This window comes from Polyangiaceae bacterium (assembly GCA_020633205.1).
Taxonomy (GTDB): domain Bacteria; phylum Myxococcota_A; class Polyangia; order Polyangiales; family Polyangiaceae; genus JAHBVY01.
Map to the genome: position 1 here is coordinate 343,117 of JACKEB010000019.1, position 17,833 is coordinate 360,949.

Below are 17,833 nucleotides of genomic sequence, written 5' to 3' on the forward strand. Positions count from 1 at the left end.
CCGGAGGGAAGCCGCGCTATTTGCGGAGTTTCACGCAGCGGATTTCCAGCCCTTGGCTTGCTGACCCTGAAAGCCAGGGTTTAGAGCCCTAGAATTCGCGCAGATAGTGCCGGGCACGCGCCGTCCAGCGAACGACCTGCGGCGCGGGGCATTTCGCTCACCCCAAACCAGCAATTCCTCGAGGAAAAGGTCAAGGTTTTGACGCTCCGACGGAGCCTCTTGGCGGACCCGCTGGACCGGGACAGCGCTTGGCGCCAGCAAAACCTTCCGAATCCCTCTGCGGACAACCGGAAACCGCGCCGCACGTGCATCGACACCCGCGTCGGATGCTGCGCATTCGGTCAATCCACCGGCGCAACGCCTTCGCGCAGAACCTGCCGTCCCCCGAGGACGCCACGAAGGATTCGCCCGTCGTAACTCTGACAACTCCAAATCTTGTCGCAGCGAAAAAACCAACGGCCACCAGCCCTTCGAGGGCGGTGGCCGTTTCCTGGTGGATCTAGCTAGCCGAAACCGTCAGGCAGCGGCGGTATCCGCTACCTGGATTTCTGTCACCAGCTTCGTCTCGCAGCGCAGCGAGCGGCTGATCAGGCAGTGCTTCTCAGACTTCTCGAGCAAGCGCTCCGCGCGCTCGGCCAGCCCTAGATCCGCGACGGTGAGACGCACCTTGAGGCTGATCTCGCTGAAGCGGATCTCCCGCTCGACCTTATCTAGCGTCCCGCTCGCCTCGCAGCTCAGGTCCAGCCACTCGAACTTGCTAGCGGTGGCGATGGCACGAAACGTCAGGATGAAGCAGTCGGCGACGGCTGCGACCAGCATCGTCTCCGGAGACCATAGGTCCCCCGGCCCTCCAAAGGCCGTGGGACCCGCGCTGTCCAAGTCTGGGACACCCGGCGACGTGACACGCACGAGGCCGTCTGCCCGCCCGCTTGCGGCAGCTTGGTAAGTGTGGGGAAACGGCTCCATCAAACCGCTCGAGCCCGCTGGTGACCGCGCACCTTGGTCACGTGCTCGTCCACCTGACGGACGCCGGCCTCGAATGCGTCGCGCATCGCCACGTACACGTCCTCATGGCCGTGGTTCTTACCGTTGTCGCGATTGATGTGGAACTCGTGCCCAGAGACATGGAGCTCCAGGGAAACGGTGTAGATGCGCCCTTTGTGATGATGGTTGTGCGGCGAATCGACGACCACGTGCACATCCGTCACGAACTCTTTGTAGCGATCGAGCTTCTGGGCCTTTTCGCGGATGCGGGCCTCAATCGCGTCAGAGTGCGACAGGTTGCGAAACGTGATTCGTAGCGGAACGCTCATGGATACGACCTCCTTCGGTAGTACCCAAAGCACCTTCCGTGCCGCTCTTGTTCCGCGACACCGAATCGCGCTCTCCCACGTCCTTCACCAGGTTGCTGGTGAGCACCTTCTCTGGTGGCTTCCGCAAATCCTTCACCAGGCCGAACCACGACAGCACAACTAGCGTGTAGTAGCTGATGTCGATCTCCCACCAGAAGAAGCCCTGGTTGGCGCTGCCCTGGTAGTAGTGGTGGTTGTTGTGCCACCCCTCGCCGAGGGTGATGAGCGCTAGCAGGAACGAGTTCTTGCTGGTGTCTGTCGTGGCGTAGCGCCGCTTGCCAAAGCGATGGGTCAGCGAGTTGATCGTGAAGGTGCCGTGATAAAGCAGCACGGTCGACAGAAAGAAGCCGGTAAACAGTGCGCTCGCACCGCCGAGCAGGAACACGCTCACCGCCAAGATCGTCGGCGGAACGAGGTAGTACTTATCGATCCAGCGGAGCTCCGGGTACTTCGCTAGGTCCTTCACCCGGTTCAGATCCGTGTCCTCGTACTTGCTGCACAGGATCCAACCCACATGCGCCCACCAGAAGCCGCGAGACGGCGGATGCACGTCTTGAGGCGTGTCCGAGTACTTGTGATGCACGCGGTGGTGAGACGCCCACCAGAGCGGTCCCTTTTGCGCGGCCGTCGCTCCACCAAACGCCAGCAGGAACTGCATGAAGCGCCCAACCTTGTAGCTCCGGTGGGAGAAGTAGCGGTGGTACGCGCCGGTGATGAAGAACATCCGCACCACGTAGAGCGCGATGCACAGCGCGAAGTCCCCCCAGTTGAAGCCGAAGTAGAAGATGCCGAGCGGCATCAAATGCATGATGGCGAACGGGATCGACTTCACCAGGTCGATGCGCTCGTTGGGCTCGAGCGTGGCACCCGCAGGCGTCACGGGGGAGGGCTGACTCATACGAAGATCTCTAGCGGCCGCTTGTCAGCGTTTCGTCAGGCCCGCATCACGCTTGGTGAATCCTTTCGCGGCGTTCCTGCGGCAATCCCGCAGCGACTTCGTAATGAGCGTCGCTGAGCCGCAAGCCATGCGGAGTTCCAAGCTCGCATCAGTCACGTTTCGTCGCGTCAGCAGACGTCGCGTTCCCCTCATTTCAAGCTGGATTTGGGGGTGAGGAGCGCAATCTTGGCCTTGCGCCCGGTTTTTGCAGTTCCGTCTTCGCCAAATCAACCGCGAGGTGACGCATGAACCGCCCCCTGCAACTCGACACGCTAGAAGCGAAGCTGCCTATCAGCTTCAACTGGACCTACGAGCATGACCGACCGCAGCTGAATCGCCTGTATCGCAAGGCGCTCGTTTCCCAGTGGAATGGCGAAACGGATCTCGATTGGAGCATCGACGTCGACCTCGAAGCGCAGAACATCCCCGAGTTCATGCACCCGCTGTTTGGTTCGTCGCTGTACGACAAGCTGACGGACACGGAGAAAAAGCGCCTGCAAGCCGAGCTCACCGCGTGGACCCAGTCCCAGTTCCTGCACGGGGAACAAGGCGCCATGTTGGCCGCGGCTCAGTTGGTCGACTGTGTGCCGGACACCGACAGCAAGCTCTACGCAGCGACTCAGGTGGTGGACGAGGCGCGTCACGTCGAAGTGTTCGACAAGTACCTCCACGAGAAAGTCGGCTTCTCCTACGACATCAACCCGCACCTACGCACGCTCCTCGACTTGATCCTCACGGATAGCCGCTGGGACATGAAGCTCTTGGGGATGCAGGTGATGGTCGAAGGCCTGGCACTGGCGGCGTTCGGCGTGACGCGCAACAACGTGCTCGAGCCGCTGCTCAAGGACCTGACGGATCACGTGATCCGCGACGAAGCACGCCACGTGGCGTACGGCGTACTCTCCCTCAGCGACCACTACCAGGGCATGCAAGAGTCTGAAGTTCGCGAGCGCGAAGACTTCGTCTACGAAGGCGCGCGCCTGATGCGCGACCGCTTCTTGTTCCAAGAAGTCTGGGAGAAGATGGGCATGCCCGTCGAGGAGTGCATGCGCATCACCTTCGAGAACGAGGGGCAGAAGCAATTCCGCCAGCTGCTCTTCGCGAAGATCGTTCCAGCGGTAAAGCGCATCGGCCTTCTCTCCTCGCGGCAACGCGAACGCTTCGAGGACCTCGGCATCCTGCAGTACGAGAACTGGGAAGATCCGGCGGACGAGGAGAACTAAGGGTACCGGGGGGTACCCAACCCAAGAGCCCCGTGACTGCAGTCACGGGGCTCTACCTTTTCGGCGCTGCAGGCCTTTTGGGAGCCGCAGCGGTTGCCTCAGACAGGGATGACCGGCAGGCTCTCGGAGATGGCCGCGATTTGCTGATTGCGGTCGGGCGGCACCACCATGACCGGCACGTCTGCGTGACGCACCACCCACTCGGCGACGCTGCCGAGCAGCAGCCGCTCGAGCCCTTTGCGTCCGTGGGTGCCGAGCAGCAACATGTCGTAGTCGGCGTCCACGGCTTCCTCGACGATGCGCTTCTTCGGGTCTCCGCGCAGGATCTTGCGTGTCACCGTCACGCTCTCAGGGAAATGCGCCGCCTGAATGAACTGCACGAGGTCGCTGTCGAGGCGCGCCGCGGCCTGGGACTGAAACTCTTGCGCTTGATAGGGCACGTCCGCGGTCGGGTCGTCCGACGGTGTGAGTGGCGGCTCCCAGACGTAGGCCACGCCCACCTCGGCGCCCCAAGAATCCGCAAGGAAAGCAGCGTAGCGCAGCGCGTGAGCGCTACACGGCGAGAAATCCACGGGGACCAGCAGCTTCTTTGGCTCGTTCATGCCACCTTGACTCCCGAGTAGTCACGCACCAGCTCGTCCGCCATTTCCTTCAGGAAACCATCGTAGCCGTGGGAACGCCGCGCACGCTCGAAGTCCTCGAAGGCCTGGGTGAGTTCCGCCGCGCGCTCGCCCTGGAGCAGCTCGACTGCGACGGGATAGATCCTGGTGTTCTCGCGATCGACATGCGCGCGCATGAAATCAACCAGCTCCTGCCCGATGCTCTTCAGGTGCCGGAGATCTTCTCCCGTCCACAGGCCGCGCTGCGCGGCTGCCTGCCGGATCACCCGCATCAGGTAGCGTTCCTGGTTGTGATCCTTGCGCAGGTGCTCGAAGTCTTCACTCTCCCAGTCGCAGCCCGCCTTCACCATCGCGGGCATCAGCACCGCCTCTTCTTTCTCGTGGTGACACAGGTCGACGAACTCGCGAAAGAACGTGACGAAGCGATGCAGGTCCTGACGGACTTCCTCGGAGTCCGTTGGCAGCTGCTTCAGGTAGTTCTCGAAGGCGTCCGTGACTCGAAGGATGAGCCGGTGTTCGTCGAAGAGCGGAGTGAGTACAGACATCGAACATCTCCCGTGACAGGTCGAGTGGGACCCTTCAAGTGACGTGCCAGGACCGCCCCGCGAATTTTTCTCGGGCTGGTGCCCCTATTTTTCCCTCAATCTGACGCGGTCAAACGCACCGCTTGCGGAGGACCGTTCGCCAAACGCAGATCTTACGCGTTTTACGCTGCATCGGCTGCGTGAGCCGCTCGGGGCGCTCCGCGGCACGCTGGGTTTCGTTTCGATCCAGGGCGCGACGCGAGGGCACTGCTCTTGGCCTGCGCTTCGCAGGGGGCGACACTTGGAAGCGAGGAACCATGGTCCAGCTGAAAAAGATTCTGTGTCCCGTCGACTTTTCGGACTGCTCGAAGCTCGCCCTGGATGAGGCGATGCGCATGGCAGAGAGCTTCGGCGCGGAGCTGACCGTGCTGCATTGCTTCGAAGGCTCGCAGTACGTCCGCCCCGATCTAGTCGGGTGGACGTACGCTGGAGAGCACCGGCCACTGCGGGAAATCGCCCAAGATGACGCCCGTGCGGAGCTGGCAGCGTTGCGCGCGACGGTTGGAGATCCCAAAGGGGTCCACTGGCGGGTAGAGGAGGGCGCTCCCGTAGAGACGATCCTCGAGGAGTCCAACGCTGGGCTCTACGACCTGATCGTCGTTGGGACCCATGGCCGCACTGGGCTCACGCATTTGTTGCTTGGGAGCGTCGCTGAACGCATCGTGCGCAGCGCTGCCTGTCCCGTGCTGACCCTACGTAGCCGCAAGCAAGCCGCGTAGCGCTTCAAGCTCGAGCCAGGGAGGCGCCGCGAGGTAGCGACGCCGCACCCTCTCCCCCAAACCCCTGAACCGAAACAAAACGGGCCTCACATCCCTTTGAATGCGAGGCCCTACCCCCGAGCCATTTTTCCCCAAGGAAAACCCTGACTCAGCTGCGTCCCTAGACGCTTGAGCGAAGTGTCAGGGGATCTCGCTGTGGCGCGAAGCCCCGCCCCACTGCCTGGAGCTGTAGTGGTAAGTGTGGCGCCGCGCGTGGTGCTCGAGGTGTTGAGCGCACCACAGCTCCTTGCCGCCGCTGGCCTGGCGAACCTTGACGCACTCAGGGCAAGCCGGCTCGATTTTGGGCTCCGTGGGAGCGCTCTTCGGACGAACGACGCTGACGGAGCAAGGCGCTAGACGCACGACCCCTTCAGCAACCGACCCGAGCAGGAGCCTGGAGACGCCGCGCCGCCCGTGGGTACCCACAACGACTTCCTCCGCTTCCAAGTCCGTCGCGAGCTGGGCGATCTCGTGGGCGGGTGAGCCGACGCGCAAGTGCGTGACCAGATGCGATAGCTCGAGCATCCCGTGGTCGGCTTCCCAAGCGTCAATCCGTGCCTCAACGTGCTTTTTCAGCGCCGCGGCGGCCTCATCCAGGCTGAAGGTCTCGGTACCCTCACCGAGCTCCACGCTAACCATCGGACCGAAACCGTGAGCGACATTCACCACGTGAATCTCAGCGTCCGGTCTGTCCTGCACGAGCTGGAAAGCTCGCTCGAGGGCGAGATCGCCCAACTTCGAGTAATCGGCGCCTACCACCACGGTGTAGTGGCTTGCTTGTTCCGAGCTCATCGCACTAGCTCCTTCGTTGCGCTTCGAATGCTTGAGGGGAGGAGTGGATCCCGACGGATTCAGTCCCAGTCGGCGCAATGTCTGCAGCGAGCGTGCCAGCGAGCGCTTGCCCAGCTTTGGAACCCACCAGGCCTCGAAAAGAGTTCGAGACAGCGTCGCTGGGCCGCTCGCGCTTTTGCGTAATTCTAGCGCTCGCGCTGCCGAGCCCCGCATCCCGTTCGTGCGACAAATCGCACCCCGCCGCTGACCTTGCTGCCCCCGGTGCCATGCCTAGTTTGCGTTAGCCGAAGCCGGATCGCCCCAATTCCGGGGTGAAGGAGCTTCGGATGACGTGCGTACAGCGTTCCGGCCGAGCACCAGCGGGTGAGTCAGGCGGGGGCCCAACGCGCACCGTGGCTCGTGGCTGTGCCTCGCGTAGGCGAGCGTGCGTCTGCGCGGAGGGTCTTGAACCATGCTCAGTGTCCTCCTACATCCTACAGCTGTGTCGTCGCAGCCCCTCGATATCGAAAGTGTGAAGCAATACGTGGGATTCGACGCTGAGTCGGCGAAGCTCCTACGCGAACTGCATCCGCTGGCGGAGCCGCACTTCGAGCGCATCGTCGACGACTTCTACGCAGCGATCCAACAGCACCCGGACGCCCATCAAGCGATCACCGGAGGCAACGCGCAAATTCAGCGCCTGAAGCGATCCTTGGTGCGTTGGCTGGAGTCCGTTCTGCTGGGACCGCATGACGAGGACTACGTGGCAACCCACTCGCGCATCGGGCGCGTGCACGTGCGCATCGCGTTGCCTCAAGAGTTCATGTTTACCGCGATGAACCGCATCCGCAGTGCGCTCACGCACATCACGGTCGAGAGTTTCCACGAGGATCACGAGCGCTGCGCCCACACGATTCACGCGGTCGGCCAAGTCCTCGATCTGGAGCTCGCGCTGATGCTCGACACCTACCGTGAAGACTTGGTGGCGCGCATGCGATCTCACGAGCGCCTGGCAACCATCGGTCAGCTCGCGGCGAGCGTCGGTCACGAGCTCCGCAACCCCTTGGGCATCATCGAGTCGTCGCTCTACTTGTTGCGCAATCGCGTCAGCGACCTGGCAGCAGCGGACCCCAAGGTGGAGAAGCACCTCGGTCGCATCGCGACTCAGGTGCGAGTCTGCAACAGCACGATCACCCAGCTCCTCGAGCTCGCGCGGAGTCGCCCACCCTCGAAAGGCTGGCGCAATCTCCGTCAGGTGTTGGACATCGCGGTGGAGTACGCCCCACTCGGTCCAACCGCCTCGGTGGAGCTGGATGTCCCCGAAGACCTCCAGGTGCTCGTCGACGCGGATCAACTGCGTCAAGTGTTGATCAACCTGTTCCACAACTCGGTCCAGGCGCGCTCAGACGTGACGATCCAGGTCAGCGCGCGGGCCGTCCCTGGTGGACACGAGATCGACATCGCCGACAACGGTCCAGGAATTCCAGCTGATATCCGTTCTCGAGTTTTCGATGCGCTGTTTACGACCCGCGCCAAAGGAACAGGCCTTGGCCTGAGCCTCTGTCGGCGTATCCTCGAAGCCCATCGCGGGGAGATTCAGCTGGTGCCTTCGGAGATCGGCACGATCTTCAAGCTCTGGCTTCCGGACCACGAAACCGAAACCTCTGGCTCTTCCGAGTGAACCGATGACCTCGAACCCACTCCTGATCGTGGATGACCACGTCGAGCTCGCCGAAAACCTGGCCGAGATCCTCGAAGACCTGGGTCACCCTTGTCGCATCGTCGAGAGCGCAGACCAGGCCCTGGACGCGCTGAGTTCCCAAACGTTCTCGGGAATCATCACGGACTACCGCCTGCCGGAGTCCTCGGGTCTCGAGTTGATCACTGAGCTGCGCAAGCGCGGCGTCTCCACCCCGGTGGTGTTGATCAGCGCTTTCGCCGCCGACGACGTGGTCCGAAAAGCCCACGAGATCGGCGCGCTCGACGTGCTGGCGAAGCCAGTGGACTTCGATCAGCTGGAGCGCCTGGTCCGGGCCTTTGAGAAGAACGAACGCGACATCCTGATCGTCGATGACGACCGGCGCTTCGCAGAGAACATCCAAGAGATCCTCCATGACGCCGGCTTCGAGGTGTCCACCTCGGAGTGCGCGAGGGAGGCCTTGGCGCGACGGGACCTGCCCCGCCTCGCCGTACTTGATCTAATGTTGCCGGACGGAACCGGCATTGACATAGCCAAGCGGCTGTTCGCTCGCGACCCGACGATTCACATCTTGATCCTCTCCGGGCACCTCGACCCGGACACGGCCGCTGACATCGAGAAGCTGCCCGGCGTGATCTCCGCGCTACCGAAGCCTATCGCAGCAAACGACCTGCTGGAGCGCGTGGGAAGCGCTCTCGAAAAATGAATCCGGACCGGAGCGCCCCGCTCAACATCCTGATCGTCGACGACAACGCCGCCTTTGCGGAGAACCTCGCGGACATCCTCGACGAACTCGAAGGCTTCGACGTTCAATGCACGGCCCTTCCGAGCGCGGAAGCAGCGCGCGCGTTCGCAGCCGAGCACGACGTTGCGCTCGCGCTGGTCGACGTGCATCTGCCTGACGATAAGGGCACCGCGCTGCTCTCGGACATCCGCAAGGGTTCCGAGCACGCGCAGGTGATCGTGATCACGGGCGATGCGACGGTCGAGACCGCGATCGCTGCGGTAGACGGCGGCGCGTTCAGTTATATCGTCAAGCCGTTTCCCCCTCCGCAGTTGCTGGAGAAGGCGACACTAGCGCTGCGCCAGGCTACGCTGCTGCGCGAACGCCAGGAGCTGCGCGCGGAGCTCGAGACCTCCGAGGCCAAGCACCGAAACCTGGTTGAGAACGTTCCGGCATTCGTGCTCGCGCTGAACGAGCATGGCGAAATCGTCGTCTGGAATCATTTCCTCGAGGAAGTGACTGGGTTCCAGCGCGAGGAGATGTTGGGTCAACTCGGGGAACGTTTCGTTGGGGGGGAGGGTGATGCTCCACTGCCGCTCAAAGGTGGCGGGCACCGCCTGGTGCGCTGGCAACGTGCGGTCGTCACGAACGCACCCAAGAGCCGCTTGACGTATGCCATGGGCGTCGACGTCACCGACGAACGCGAAATGCTCCAGCGCACGCTGCGCAGCGAACGCTTGGCGGCCGTCGGCACCTTGGCAGCGGGCCTGGCGCATGAAGTGCGGAATCCACTCAACTCGGCGCTGCTTCAACTCCAGGTTCTGGAGCGGCGCATCGCCAAGGGCAAGACGTCGCCTCCAGAGCTCGCTCCTGTGGTGTTGGTGGTCAAAGACGAGATCCGCCGTCTCGAGCGCTTGGTGGCTGACTTCTTGGCCTTCGCGCGTCCTTCACGGGTCGAGCTTGCGCCTCACGACCTCAACGACGTCGCGGACGCTGTCGTTGCGCTGGTCGCGCCAGAAGCAAAGGCCAAGGGAACCAAGCTGAAGGTGGTGAAAGCCGAGCAACCGCTCTGGGTCCCACTGGATCCGGAGCGTTTCCGCCAGGTACTGCTGAACCTGATCCGCAACGGGGTGGAGGCCAGCGGTGACAGTGGAACCGTCACACTGCGGCTCATCCCCACCGACACGGAGGCATTGCTCGAGGTAACGGACGATGGCCCTGGCTTCCCTCCCGACGCGCAGATCTTCGACGCGTTCTACACCACGAAGGACACTGGGACTGGCTTGGGGTTGTCCATCGTTCACAGCCTGGTGACCGCCCACGACGGCAAGATTTCCGCGGTCTCACAGCCCGGGAACACCTGCTTCACGATTCGCCTCCCGCTCGCTCCCGTTGTGCCCAGCGACAGCAGTGCGCAATATTTACCGCCACCAACCGACGAATAGCAGCGCATGCGCGTGGCATTTGCCAACCCCGGCGCTAAATCTGCGTCAGGCGCCAAGAATGCGTTTCGGCACGCAAGCTGCAGAGGATCGAGTCGCCCGGGCGCATCGGCGTCCGCACCACCACCCGGATTGGGATTTTGAGCATGAGCAAGGAACGCATCCTCGTAGTCGATGACGAAGCCAACGCGCGCACGGCGCTGGCTGAGTTGCTCAAGGAGGAGGGCTACTTCGTCGAGACGGCTGCCGACGGGTTCAAGGCGCTATCGAAGTTCGAGGAGGGCCACCCGGATTTGATCCTCACGGATCTAAAGATGCCGGGCATGGATGGCGTGGAGTTGCTGCAAAAGGTGCGGCAGGCGGACCCAGACGTCGAGGTGGTGGTGATGACGGCATTTGGCGCCGTCGACACGGCAGTCCAGGCGATGCGCTCCGGAGCGACTGACTACCTGACCAAGCCGCTGAACATGGACGAGCTGGTGCTGGTGCTGGAGCGCGCACTGGAGCGCCGCCGGCTGCGTAAAGAAGCCGGAGACCTACGAGTGCGACTCGCGGAGCGCTACAGCTTCGACAACATCATCGGCTCTTCACCTGAGATGCAGCAGGTGTTCAAGACCATCGCTCAAGTGGCCCCGAGCAAGGCCTCCGTGTTGCTGACCGGAGAGTCTGGAACCGGCAAGGAGCTCGTCGCCGCTGCGATTCATCAGCACTCGCCGCGCGCCAACGGTCCGTTCGTTCGCGTCCACTGCGCGGCGCTCGCCGAGAGCCTGCTGGAGAGCGAGCTCTTTGGTCACGAGCGCGGGTCGTTCACCGGCGCTGATCGCCGCCGCGAAGGGCGCTTCGAGCGCGCCCACGGCGGGACGCTGTTTCTCGACGAGATCGGGGAGATCCCCCTGGCCACTCAGGTCAAGCTCCTGCGCGTGCTCCAGGAGCGCGAGTTCGAGCGTGTTGGTGGCGACCAGACGATTCAGGCCGATGTGCGAGTGATCGCGGCCACCAATCGAAATCTCAAGGACGAGGTAGCGAAGGGCAATTTCCGCGAGGATTTATTCTATCGTCTAAATGTCATCAATCTCAAGCTGCCCGCGCTGCGCGAGCGTGACAGCGACATCCCGGCGCTGGCGACGTTCTTCCTGAACAAGTACTCGGCCGAGAACGCCAAGAGCGTCACCCGCATCGCGGATGGGGCGCTCGCCCGCCTCACCCGTTACAACTGGCCGGGCAACGTCCGCGAGCTCGAGAACGTCGTGGAACGCGCGGTCGTCATGGCCGAAGGTGACGCCATCGAAGCCGACCATCTGCCGCCCGAAGTCAAGGCGGATGAACGCGACTTCGGCATCAAGATCCCGGGCTCCACCCTGTCAGACATCGAGCGCTTTGCGATCCTCGAGACGCTGGCTGCGGTGGGAGGCTCGACCAGCAAGGCAGCAGCGACACTGGGTATTAGCCCCCGCAAGATCCAGTACAAACTCCACGAGTACGGCGCGGCGCCGAAGAGCGGCACCCCGATCGTGGAAGACTGAGCAGCGTTTCCACGAGGCAGTCCCAGCCGAAGTTTGCGCTGGGGCGCCCTCGCGGTCCTTCAACGGGCCGCGGGTCATTTTGGGGCCTTTGGGGAAATGCGCTTGACCGCCTGACTCGCGAGCAGGAATCTGCTCGCGACAAGGGGAAAGCATGCAGCAAGGCCAAGCTCAGTTCGGCAGTCAGATCACCCTGCGTGATCCGAGCACCCAGCAGCCGGTTCAGACCAACGTCCACGGCACCGTCAGCTACTCGCTGAACGGCGATCCGGCTCAATACCAAGACTACGTACGGCAGGCTGTGATCAAGGCAGCCGAGCAAGTGCTCGCGCAGAAGCTCGGCGCGAACCAGCTCGCGATCCCCACGCTGTCGATGAGCGCGGCGGCCCTCGGCCCGGAGATCGCCCAGGCGGCCCAAGCCCAGATGCAGGGCGTGCAGGTGAGCCAGCTGCAGCTCAACATCAATCCACAGCAAGCTCCGGCACCGCAGCCGATGGCGCCCGCGCAGATGCCGCCCACGCCCATGCAGGCGATGCAGAACTCCTTCCAGGAGAAGGCGCAGGACGCCCTCGATCCGAGCAACTACGAGGTCAAGGCCAAGCTCAACATCGGCGGCTTCAAGGTGAACATGAGCTCCGAGGATGGGCTCGACACCGATGGCTTGAAGAAGCAGGCGGTCGACAAGGCCAAGAGCAAGCTCATCGGCTGCGTGATCGTCGCGGTGATCCTCTTCATCGTGCTGATCGGTATTCTCGGTCTCGGTTGGTACATCTACGCCGAGGCCAAGAAGTCGACGGTGGTTCCTGCGACGCCAGGTGGCGCCCCAGCCGCCGCTTCGGATCTCAAAGACGCCGACTGGGATGGCAAGTCTCCGTTCAACTGCGGAGGCAACGACGCTTACCGGATCAAGGGTGTCACCGCGAAGCTGACCTCGGGCACCGCCATCACGGCTGGCGCCAACTGCACCCTGGTGATCGAGGACTCCAACATCGAGGCTCCAACCGGCGTGTCGGCGCTTGGCAATTCAAACATCACGATCAAGGGCGGCTCCGTCAAAGGCAAAACGGCAGCGCTCAAGGCGCTGGGCAACTGCAAGATCACGGTCGAAGGCTCGAAGATCGACGGCAAAGTGACGAAGCTCGGCAAGGCCGTCATCGAAGGCGCCCAGTAGGAACGTCACCGCTCGCGCGCGGCCAGCGCGCGAGCTACGCTGAGACCCATGCGCGCGGCTTTCCTCACGGATCTACACCTGGGTCCTCGCGCCACCTTCGAGGGCAAGCTCCGCAAGATGAGCGACCAAGCGGCGCCTTTCTTGCGCGAGCTGGTGAGCTACCTATCGGGCCCCAACTTGCCCCGGCAGCGCCCTCAGCGCGCGACGCCTCTCGACGTGCTGGTGAACCTGGGGGACGTGCTCGAAGACGAATCGCCGGAGGCTGACTTCGCTCGCTACGGAGAGTTCGTCGCCGAGCTGACTCGCCTACCCTGCCCAGCCCTTCACGTCGCTGGCAACCACGATCGCGTCCACCTGAGCGACCTCCAGTTGCGTGAGCTGTGGCAGGTCACCGGGCTCGAGGTGGACCAGCTCCACTACTCCCGCGACATCGGCGGCGTGCACCTCTGTGTCCTCGCGACTCGCGAGACGAAGGACATCGACGTTCGTCTCCCCGCGGAACAGCTCGAGTGGCTGGAGAAGGACCTGAGTCAGACAGAGCTCGCCACGGTCATCTGCATCCATCATCCCCTCAGCGACTGTGTGCTCGACGGCAACCGCTGGTTTTCCCAGGCCCCAAACATCTGCCGCGTGGCGGAGCGCAAAGCCTTCCGCCGAGTGATCGAAGCGAGCGGAAAGGTGCTCTTGGTGGTCAACGGGCACGCCCACTGGAACCACTTCGACCTGATCGCCGGCGTCCCGTACATCACCCTGCAGAGCCCCATCGAGAACCTCGACGCAGACGCCCCAGGCCGCCCCGCGAAGACCTTCGGCCTCCTCGACGTTGCCCCAGAACGCGCCTTGTTTCGCGTGTTTGGCGAGCAACCGGCGCACTACCAGCTCACACCCTCTGCGAGCCTCGCGGAGCGCCTGAGAGCCGCCGCCTCCGAGTGATCTCCAGCACCGGGGCGCCCAAACAAAGCCACCCGATCTCCACTTCGTGCTCGCCGACGCCCGAGATTTGGCTAAATTCCCCGGCCATCAAGCGCCAGTAGCTCAGTAGGATAGAGCGGAGGATTTCTAATCCTCTGGTCGGGGGTTCGAATCCCTCCTGGCGTGCCACTCACCCCCAGCCCCGCAACGGAAGCGACCCACCGGTTAGACTTCCGTCGCGGCGCCTCACGCGACGTTCGCGCATTTTTCAAGCTGCTCCGTCTCTGCCCACTCTTTGTGTGCGTCATCGCCGCGCGGAACAAAGAGCGACGGGTGGCCCGCCTGGGGGGTCTCTGAGAGCGTTCAGGGCTCTCAGAGGGCCGAAAGTCTAATCCGCGGGTTAGACTTTTGGTCTCGGACGCTGGTCCGGATATATTCCGCGCGGAATATTCACCTCACGATTTGCGAGGTTTTTGGGGGTGACGAGCAACGCTTAGTCGCAGAAACTGACTATTGGGGGCTGCGTCCCTTAATCCGTGGGTCAGGAGTTCGTTTTGGTTTGTGCTGTGCGGTTGGGATGTGAACCGCTACTCCGATGGCTCCTCAGCAGGCGCCTCGGCGGGCGACACTTGGTCGGCCACACCCTCGACTCGCACCGTCACGCTCTGCGTCGGATCCACCGTGAAGCGGGCGACTCCGTCCGCGTCGGTGCGGGCGCTCTGCCTGTTTCCGTCTGGTGATTCGAGCTCGACTAGGACGGACGGGATCACGCGCGACGGGCACCGACGAAGGTAGGTGTAATGCCTGGGTTCTGACTCCAAGTATGCCACGCGATGGGTCGGCCGAAGAAGTTCAACAGTAAACACGGTAGTCGGAGGCAGCCCAAGTAGCGTCAATCCAATGAGACGTTGGCTGCCGGTCGACGGGATCAGGAACGGAATGACGGTGCCCATCACGGCGAGTGTTCCCTCGAAGGCAAGCATCCCGTTGTAGTCTCTGGTTTCGAAGACGCGCTCGCTTCGGGTCGCCTCACCTTCAACCTCGCATCGAACCGGCGCAACCAGATGGACCCGAAGCTGTCCGCTGCGACGTGCAACGGTCGCCTCCCACTGCCCCTCCTTCGCCGGTCCCCGGCGTTCAGTGTACCTGACATCGCTCTCCACGCGCTCCGGGTACCAGGGGCCGAGGGCACAGCCACCGGCCAGGGCTCCCGTCACGCAGACCATCAACACCCGCGCGCGGAAGCGCTCGTTCCACACCCGGCGCGTTGTCGTCCCAGCTGGATTCGGAAGACTGAACGGGCGTTGGACTCTCCTACGGAGGTTTGCAGCCGTGAATGCGAGTGGATCACCCGCCACACACTTCAATCCGCTTGGTGGGGGTTCGCTCTCGCGCCCAGATGTCGACGTAGAAGCTTGGATGCTTTAGTGGCGCTTCAATAACAAGGACAGACGTTCCGGCCGACACCGCACAGGTGGCGGTGACCACGTCGGCATCAACCGGAATCTGACACACAGGAACCTCGTCCGCGTAAACATAGAGACTGTAGCTGGGCGCTGGCTCCAAGCGTGATATCACGAAGTAGACGGACTCAAGATCAACCCGACTGTCGACCTGGGAAAAGGGCACGCTCACAACGGTTCGGTCATTCTCTGCGACGAACCTGGGATCGCAGCCCGCGCTTGGACATGCTGTGCCCTCTCGCTCACACACCGGGTGATCACTACACCACTGAACCAAGTCGACCTCGTGGTAGTCAAGGTCGTCAAAGCAGCTTGGTCCGCAAGCAGGCATACCAAGAACGCTCAGCAACAGTACGACTGAAGTACGAAGCATGCGGTGCCTTGACATGCGCTGGTTCCGTGCCGTTGCTATGGTCGCACCCGTTCCATTCGCAGCGCGGGTACCGCATTCGTCCTCGGGAAAGACAGCTCCAAAGCGTCCTGCCCAACCAGCCGAAGCCTTATCTCGAGCGGTCGCGCCGTGGTCACCAACTCCAGAGTTGCTTCAGCATCGTGCGCTGTACTAACACGAAACTGGCGCCGCTCTTCGTCGCCGCCGAAACTGGCGATGATCTCAGTCTGCGAGAAGTCCCATATCGCCGCTTGGGAGGCTTTCAGTTGAGGAACAAGCTTGTCGAAGCTCGGAGTTCCGGGCAACCGGCTTTGTGAATACTCCTGTCGCATCCGCGCTAGGTAGGATGAACCCACTACCGGGTGCCACTTGCCCATGAATTCTGCTGGGAGTGGGATCGGGGCTGGCGTACTCGCGGAAGCCGCGGACATCGACGCTGGGCTAGAACCGCGGCGAGATTCACCGCCGCTGGTTACCTTGCTCAAGAGTAGTGCAACCATAGCCCCGAGGAGAATCAATGTAGCCGCGAGTCTCATATCTCACTCTCGCTCCAGACGAATTCGTATAATTCTATTCGCAATAGTGTCCTCGCCAGCCAATAGATAAACGAACTCAGGTGTAATCCCCAGGAATCCGAAGAGACCGCCTGAAGACTCGACATGCACGTCGCTTCTCCGATGAGTGCTTATGTTCCAAATCGCTAGATCCCTTATTGCATCGGTCGGCGCTAATGCTGTAACGTAGTAGTCGTGTCCGCCCACCGCCAGGTCCCCTAAGTCGGCAAGCGCGGTGCCACTATTCACGAGGCTCCCAAGCGTGATCGGAGCGAACTGGTTGACTCCCGCACCGAACGGACCAGCCCAGACTTCGGTCCGCGACAGGCTGTCCCCTGACGCTCCGTAGCCTCGAACAACAGCCAAGCCCGACCCGGTCCAGCGCGGGCTGGCCCAGTTCTCCCCCACCACGCCAAGCAAGTCAGTCAGCTGTCCGGAAGCCTCCTCAAGCAGACTTGTGGCCCAGAACGTGGTCGCGCCAGCCACCCTCAACTCTGCAACTACGATGCGTCGGTCCGGCAGCACAACCGGACGAGACCGGCCAAGAACACCCGTCCCGGGTTTTGCGAGCAACTCGCGAGCAGTATTGTCTTCATCGATCGCCCACACATCACCAGCAACCTGATTAACGACCCATCGTTGGTCGTCGAGCTTGTTCGGCTTCAACGTCAGGATGGCGTAGTCGTGGAGGCCGTCCACTTCTCGAAAGCTGCGCGAACCACCAGAGTCCAACTCGCTCCGTGCGATCGCATATCGGCTACCGCCGGTTGGTAAAGGGATGGTGACGACGACCGCATGCTCTGACGGCGTGGAGCCGGCTCCCACGACAGTGCACTGGCTCTTCGCTGCCGCACGGAAAATCTCAACTGCCTCGCCGTCGTCTGCAACGAAGCCTGCGTAGGTGGTGCCCCCGACCGCAAACGTCAGCGCGAACTGCGGCTTGGCAAAGTCGAGCAGGGCAGAATGGTTCGTGACTCGTGCCTTGCCCGAACCCAAACCCTCGGTGGCCAGCTCTGCAACCTCGCAGTCCGCGGCCCACCCACATGGTTCCCAGCGAAGCAGTGCTCCACCTGTGGACCGTTCAAGCGTACAACTCCCCAGGGTCGTGAAGGACTGCCAGACCGTGGGGGCGCCACCTTCGCCAGCAGTCCCGCCGAAGCCTGCACCTGCTGCCCCGCCGCCGTCGCTCCCGTCCACCACCGTCCCGCCCGCGTGGCCACCGCTTGGCATATTGCCAGCGCCCTGGCCTCCAGCACCCGCAACCACACCGGGGGGGTGCTGATCATCCCCGGCACATCCTCCGGAGGCGCACTGTGTAAGGGGCATCAGCAGCGGCAGAAGGTACAGCCACCTTGGGATGGTTACTCTCCCAGACATTGGCCGAGGTCCTGTACCCCAGTAGCGGGAGGTTGGACGCGAACCGCCCTTCTGTTCCCGGCGCTGTCTATTGTAATTAGGTCTAGTCCAGTTCGCTTAACCACCGGCTTCGCAACGGGCGTCCCGTCACCGGATAGCTGCCAGCGCACCTTCACGCTGCGACCATCGACACCAAACTTGGCAACCCGATAGGTACCCGATCGACCGACGGTCAAAACGAGTTCGCCATCGTAGGAGGCGGAGAGATACACTTGCTCAGCGGCGCGGCGGGGTCTCCAACTCCCAAGAACTGTGGTGTGAAGTTTGTCGAGTGCGAGGCGCAGCAAACGAATGCG

General features: G+C 62.7%; 16 protein-coding genes and 1 tRNA gene. 9 read left to right on the plus strand and 8 right to left on the minus strand.

Translation table 11 applies throughout. From position 1 onward, the window contains the following. Positions 1-516: 516 nt before the first annotated feature. The 3 genes from H6718_31160 to H6718_31170 are packed head-to-tail and all read right to left on the minus strand — an operon-like array spanning position 517 to position 2,250. Complete coding sequence (locus H6718_31160; GenBank protein ID MCB9589916.1) at positions 517-966, minus strand: OsmC family protein; 450 nt, start codon at positions 964-966, stop codon at positions 517-519. Next, positions 966-1,313 carry a ribosome-associated translation inhibitor RaiA gene (locus tag H6718_31165; GenBank protein ID MCB9589917.1) on the minus strand — a complete coding sequence of 116 codons (348 nt, stop codon included), beginning with the start codon at positions 1,311-1,313 and terminating at the stop codon, positions 966-968. The genes H6718_31160 and H6718_31165 overlap by 1 nt, the downstream gene beginning before the upstream one ends. Further along, the gene (locus H6718_31170; GenBank protein MCB9589918.1) at positions 1,267-2,250 is read right to left on the minus strand and encodes an acyl-CoA desaturase; all 984 of its coding nucleotides are present in this window, start codon (positions 2,248-2,250) and stop codon (positions 1,267-1,269) included. The genes H6718_31165 and H6718_31170 overlap by 47 nt, the downstream gene beginning before the upstream one ends. Before the next feature lie 284 nt (positions 2,251-2,534). Here H6718_31170 and H6718_31175 point away from each other — a divergent pair, with 284 nt between their 5' ends. Next, entirely contained in the window at positions 2,535-3,512 is a 978-nt protein-coding gene (locus tag H6718_31175; GenBank protein ID MCB9589919.1) for a ferritin-like domain-containing protein, read from the plus strand. A 98-nt stretch (positions 3,513-3,610) separates the two neighbouring features. Here the strand turns inward: H6718_31175 and H6718_31180 are convergent, their stop codons facing one another. Then, a complete protein-coding gene (locus H6718_31180) occupies positions 3,611-4,114 on the minus strand; it encodes a universal stress protein (protein ID MCB9589920.1) in 504 nt (167 codons plus the stop codon). Then, complete coding sequence (locus H6718_31185; protein MCB9589921.1) at positions 4,111-4,677, minus strand: hemerythrin domain-containing protein; 567 nt, start codon at positions 4,675-4,677, stop codon at positions 4,111-4,113. The genes H6718_31180 and H6718_31185 overlap by 4 nt, the downstream gene beginning before the upstream one ends. Before the next feature lie 296 nt (positions 4,678-4,973). Here H6718_31185 and H6718_31190 point away from each other — a divergent pair, with 296 nt between their 5' ends. Then, positions 4,974-5,435 carry a universal stress protein gene (locus H6718_31190; GenBank protein ID MCB9589922.1) on the plus strand — a complete coding sequence of 154 codons (462 nt, stop codon included), beginning with the start codon at positions 4,974-4,976 and terminating at the stop codon, positions 5,433-5,435. A gap of 180 nt (positions 5,436-5,615) precedes the next feature. Here the strand turns inward: H6718_31190 and H6718_31195 are convergent, their stop codons facing one another. Further along, on the minus strand, positions 5,616-6,266 hold the full coding sequence (locus tag H6718_31195; protein MCB9589923.1) for a universal stress protein: 651 nt from the start codon (positions 6,264-6,266) through the stop codon (positions 5,616-5,618). A 481-nt stretch (positions 6,267-6,747) separates the two neighbouring features. On the opposite strand from H6718_31195, the gene H6718_31200 reads away from it, so the two are divergent. From H6718_31200 to H6718_31230, 7 genes are all read left to right on the plus strand, one after another. Further along, on the plus strand, positions 6,748-7,926 hold the full coding sequence (locus H6718_31200; GenBank protein MCB9589924.1) for a histidine kinase: 1,179 nt from the start codon (positions 6,748-6,750) through the stop codon (positions 7,924-7,926). Between the two features lie 4 nt (positions 7,927-7,930). After that, a complete protein-coding gene (locus tag H6718_31205; protein MCB9589925.1) occupies positions 7,931-8,650 on the plus strand; it encodes a response regulator in 720 nt (239 codons plus the stop codon). Continuing rightward, positions 8,647-10,113: a response regulator gene (locus H6718_31210; protein MCB9589926.1), complete on the plus strand. Its 1,467-nt coding sequence runs from the start codon at positions 8,647-8,649 to the stop codon at positions 10,111-10,113. The genes H6718_31205 and H6718_31210 overlap by 4 nt, the downstream gene beginning before the upstream one ends. 143 nt (positions 10,114-10,256) lie before the next feature. Next, entirely contained in the window at positions 10,257-11,633 is a 1,377-nt protein-coding gene (locus tag H6718_31215; GenBank protein MCB9589927.1) for a sigma-54-dependent Fis family transcriptional regulator, read from the plus strand. 151 nt (positions 11,634-11,784) lie between these two features. Next, on the plus strand, positions 11,785-12,801 hold the full coding sequence (locus H6718_31220) for a hypothetical protein (protein MCB9589928.1): 1,017 nt from the start codon (positions 11,785-11,787) through the stop codon (positions 12,799-12,801). Positions 12,802-12,849: 48 nt separating this feature from the next. Continuing rightward, on the plus strand, positions 12,850-13,734 hold the full coding sequence (locus H6718_31225) for a metallophosphoesterase (protein ID MCB9589929.1): 885 nt from the start codon (positions 12,850-12,852) through the stop codon (positions 13,732-13,734). Positions 13,735-13,825: 91 nt separating this feature from the next. Further along, positions 13,826-13,902: transfer RNA gene (locus tag H6718_31230), tRNA-Arg, on the plus strand. A 398-nt stretch (positions 13,903-14,300) separates the two neighbouring features. Here H6718_31230 and H6718_31235 read toward each other — a convergent pair. Both H6718_31235 and H6718_31240 read right to left on the minus strand, forming a co-directional pair. Further along, positions 14,301-14,972, minus strand: coding sequence for a hypothetical protein (locus H6718_31235; GenBank protein MCB9589930.1), 672 nt, complete (start codon positions 14,970-14,972; stop codon positions 14,301-14,303). A 1,134-nt stretch (positions 14,973-16,106) separates the two neighbouring features. Then, positions 16,107-17,498 (minus strand): hypothetical protein, encoded by a 1,392-nt coding sequence (locus H6718_31240; protein ID MCB9589931.1) that lies wholly within the window; start codon positions 17,496-17,498, stop codon positions 16,107-16,109. Between the last annotated feature and the right edge of the window lie 335 nt (positions 17,499-17,833).

Coding starts and splice junctions, on each gene's coding strand:
- H6718_31240 (MCB9589931.1), bottom strand. CDS start 17,498: ATGTCTGGGAGAGTAACCATCCCAAGGTGGCTGTACCTTCTGCCGCTG.
- H6718_31215 (MCB9589927.1), top strand. CDS start 10,257: ATGAGCAAGGAACGCATCCTCGTAGTCGATGACGAAGCCAACGCGCGC.
- H6718_31220 (MCB9589928.1), top strand. CDS start 11,785: ATGCAGCAAGGCCAAGCTCAGTTCGGCAGTCAGATCACCCTGCGTGAT.
- H6718_31190 (MCB9589922.1), top strand. CDS start 4,974: ATGGTCCAGCTGAAAAAGATTCTGTGTCCCGTCGACTTTTCGGACTGC.
- H6718_31205 (MCB9589925.1), top strand. CDS start 7,931: ATGACCTCGAACCCACTCCTGATCGTGGATGACCACGTCGAGCTCGCC.
- H6718_31165 (MCB9589917.1), bottom strand. CDS start 1,313: ATGAGCGTTCCGCTACGAATCACGTTTCGCAACCTGTCGCACTCTGAC.
- H6718_31160 (MCB9589916.1), bottom strand. CDS start 966: ATGGAGCCGTTTCCCCACACTTACCAAGCTGCCGCAAGCGGGCGGGCA.
- H6718_31185 (MCB9589921.1), bottom strand. CDS start 4,677: ATGTCTGTACTCACTCCGCTCTTCGACGAACACCGGCTCATCCTTCGA.
- H6718_31225 (MCB9589929.1), top strand. CDS start 12,850: ATGCGCGCGGCTTTCCTCACGGATCTACACCTGGGTCCTCGCGCCACC.
- H6718_31180 (MCB9589920.1), bottom strand. CDS start 4,114: ATGAACGAGCCAAAGAAGCTGCTGGTCCCCGTGGATTTCTCGCCGTGT.
- H6718_31210 (MCB9589926.1), top strand. CDS start 8,647: ATGAATCCGGACCGGAGCGCCCCGCTCAACATCCTGATCGTCGACGAC.
- H6718_31175 (MCB9589919.1), top strand. CDS start 2,535: ATGAACCGCCCCCTGCAACTCGACACGCTAGAAGCGAAGCTGCCTATC.
- H6718_31195 (MCB9589923.1), bottom strand. CDS start 6,266: ATGAGCTCGGAACAAGCAAGCCACTACACCGTGGTGGTAGGCGCCGAT.
- H6718_31170 (MCB9589918.1), bottom strand. CDS start 2,250: ATGAGTCAGCCCTCCCCCGTGACGCCTGCGGGTGCCACGCTCGAGCCC.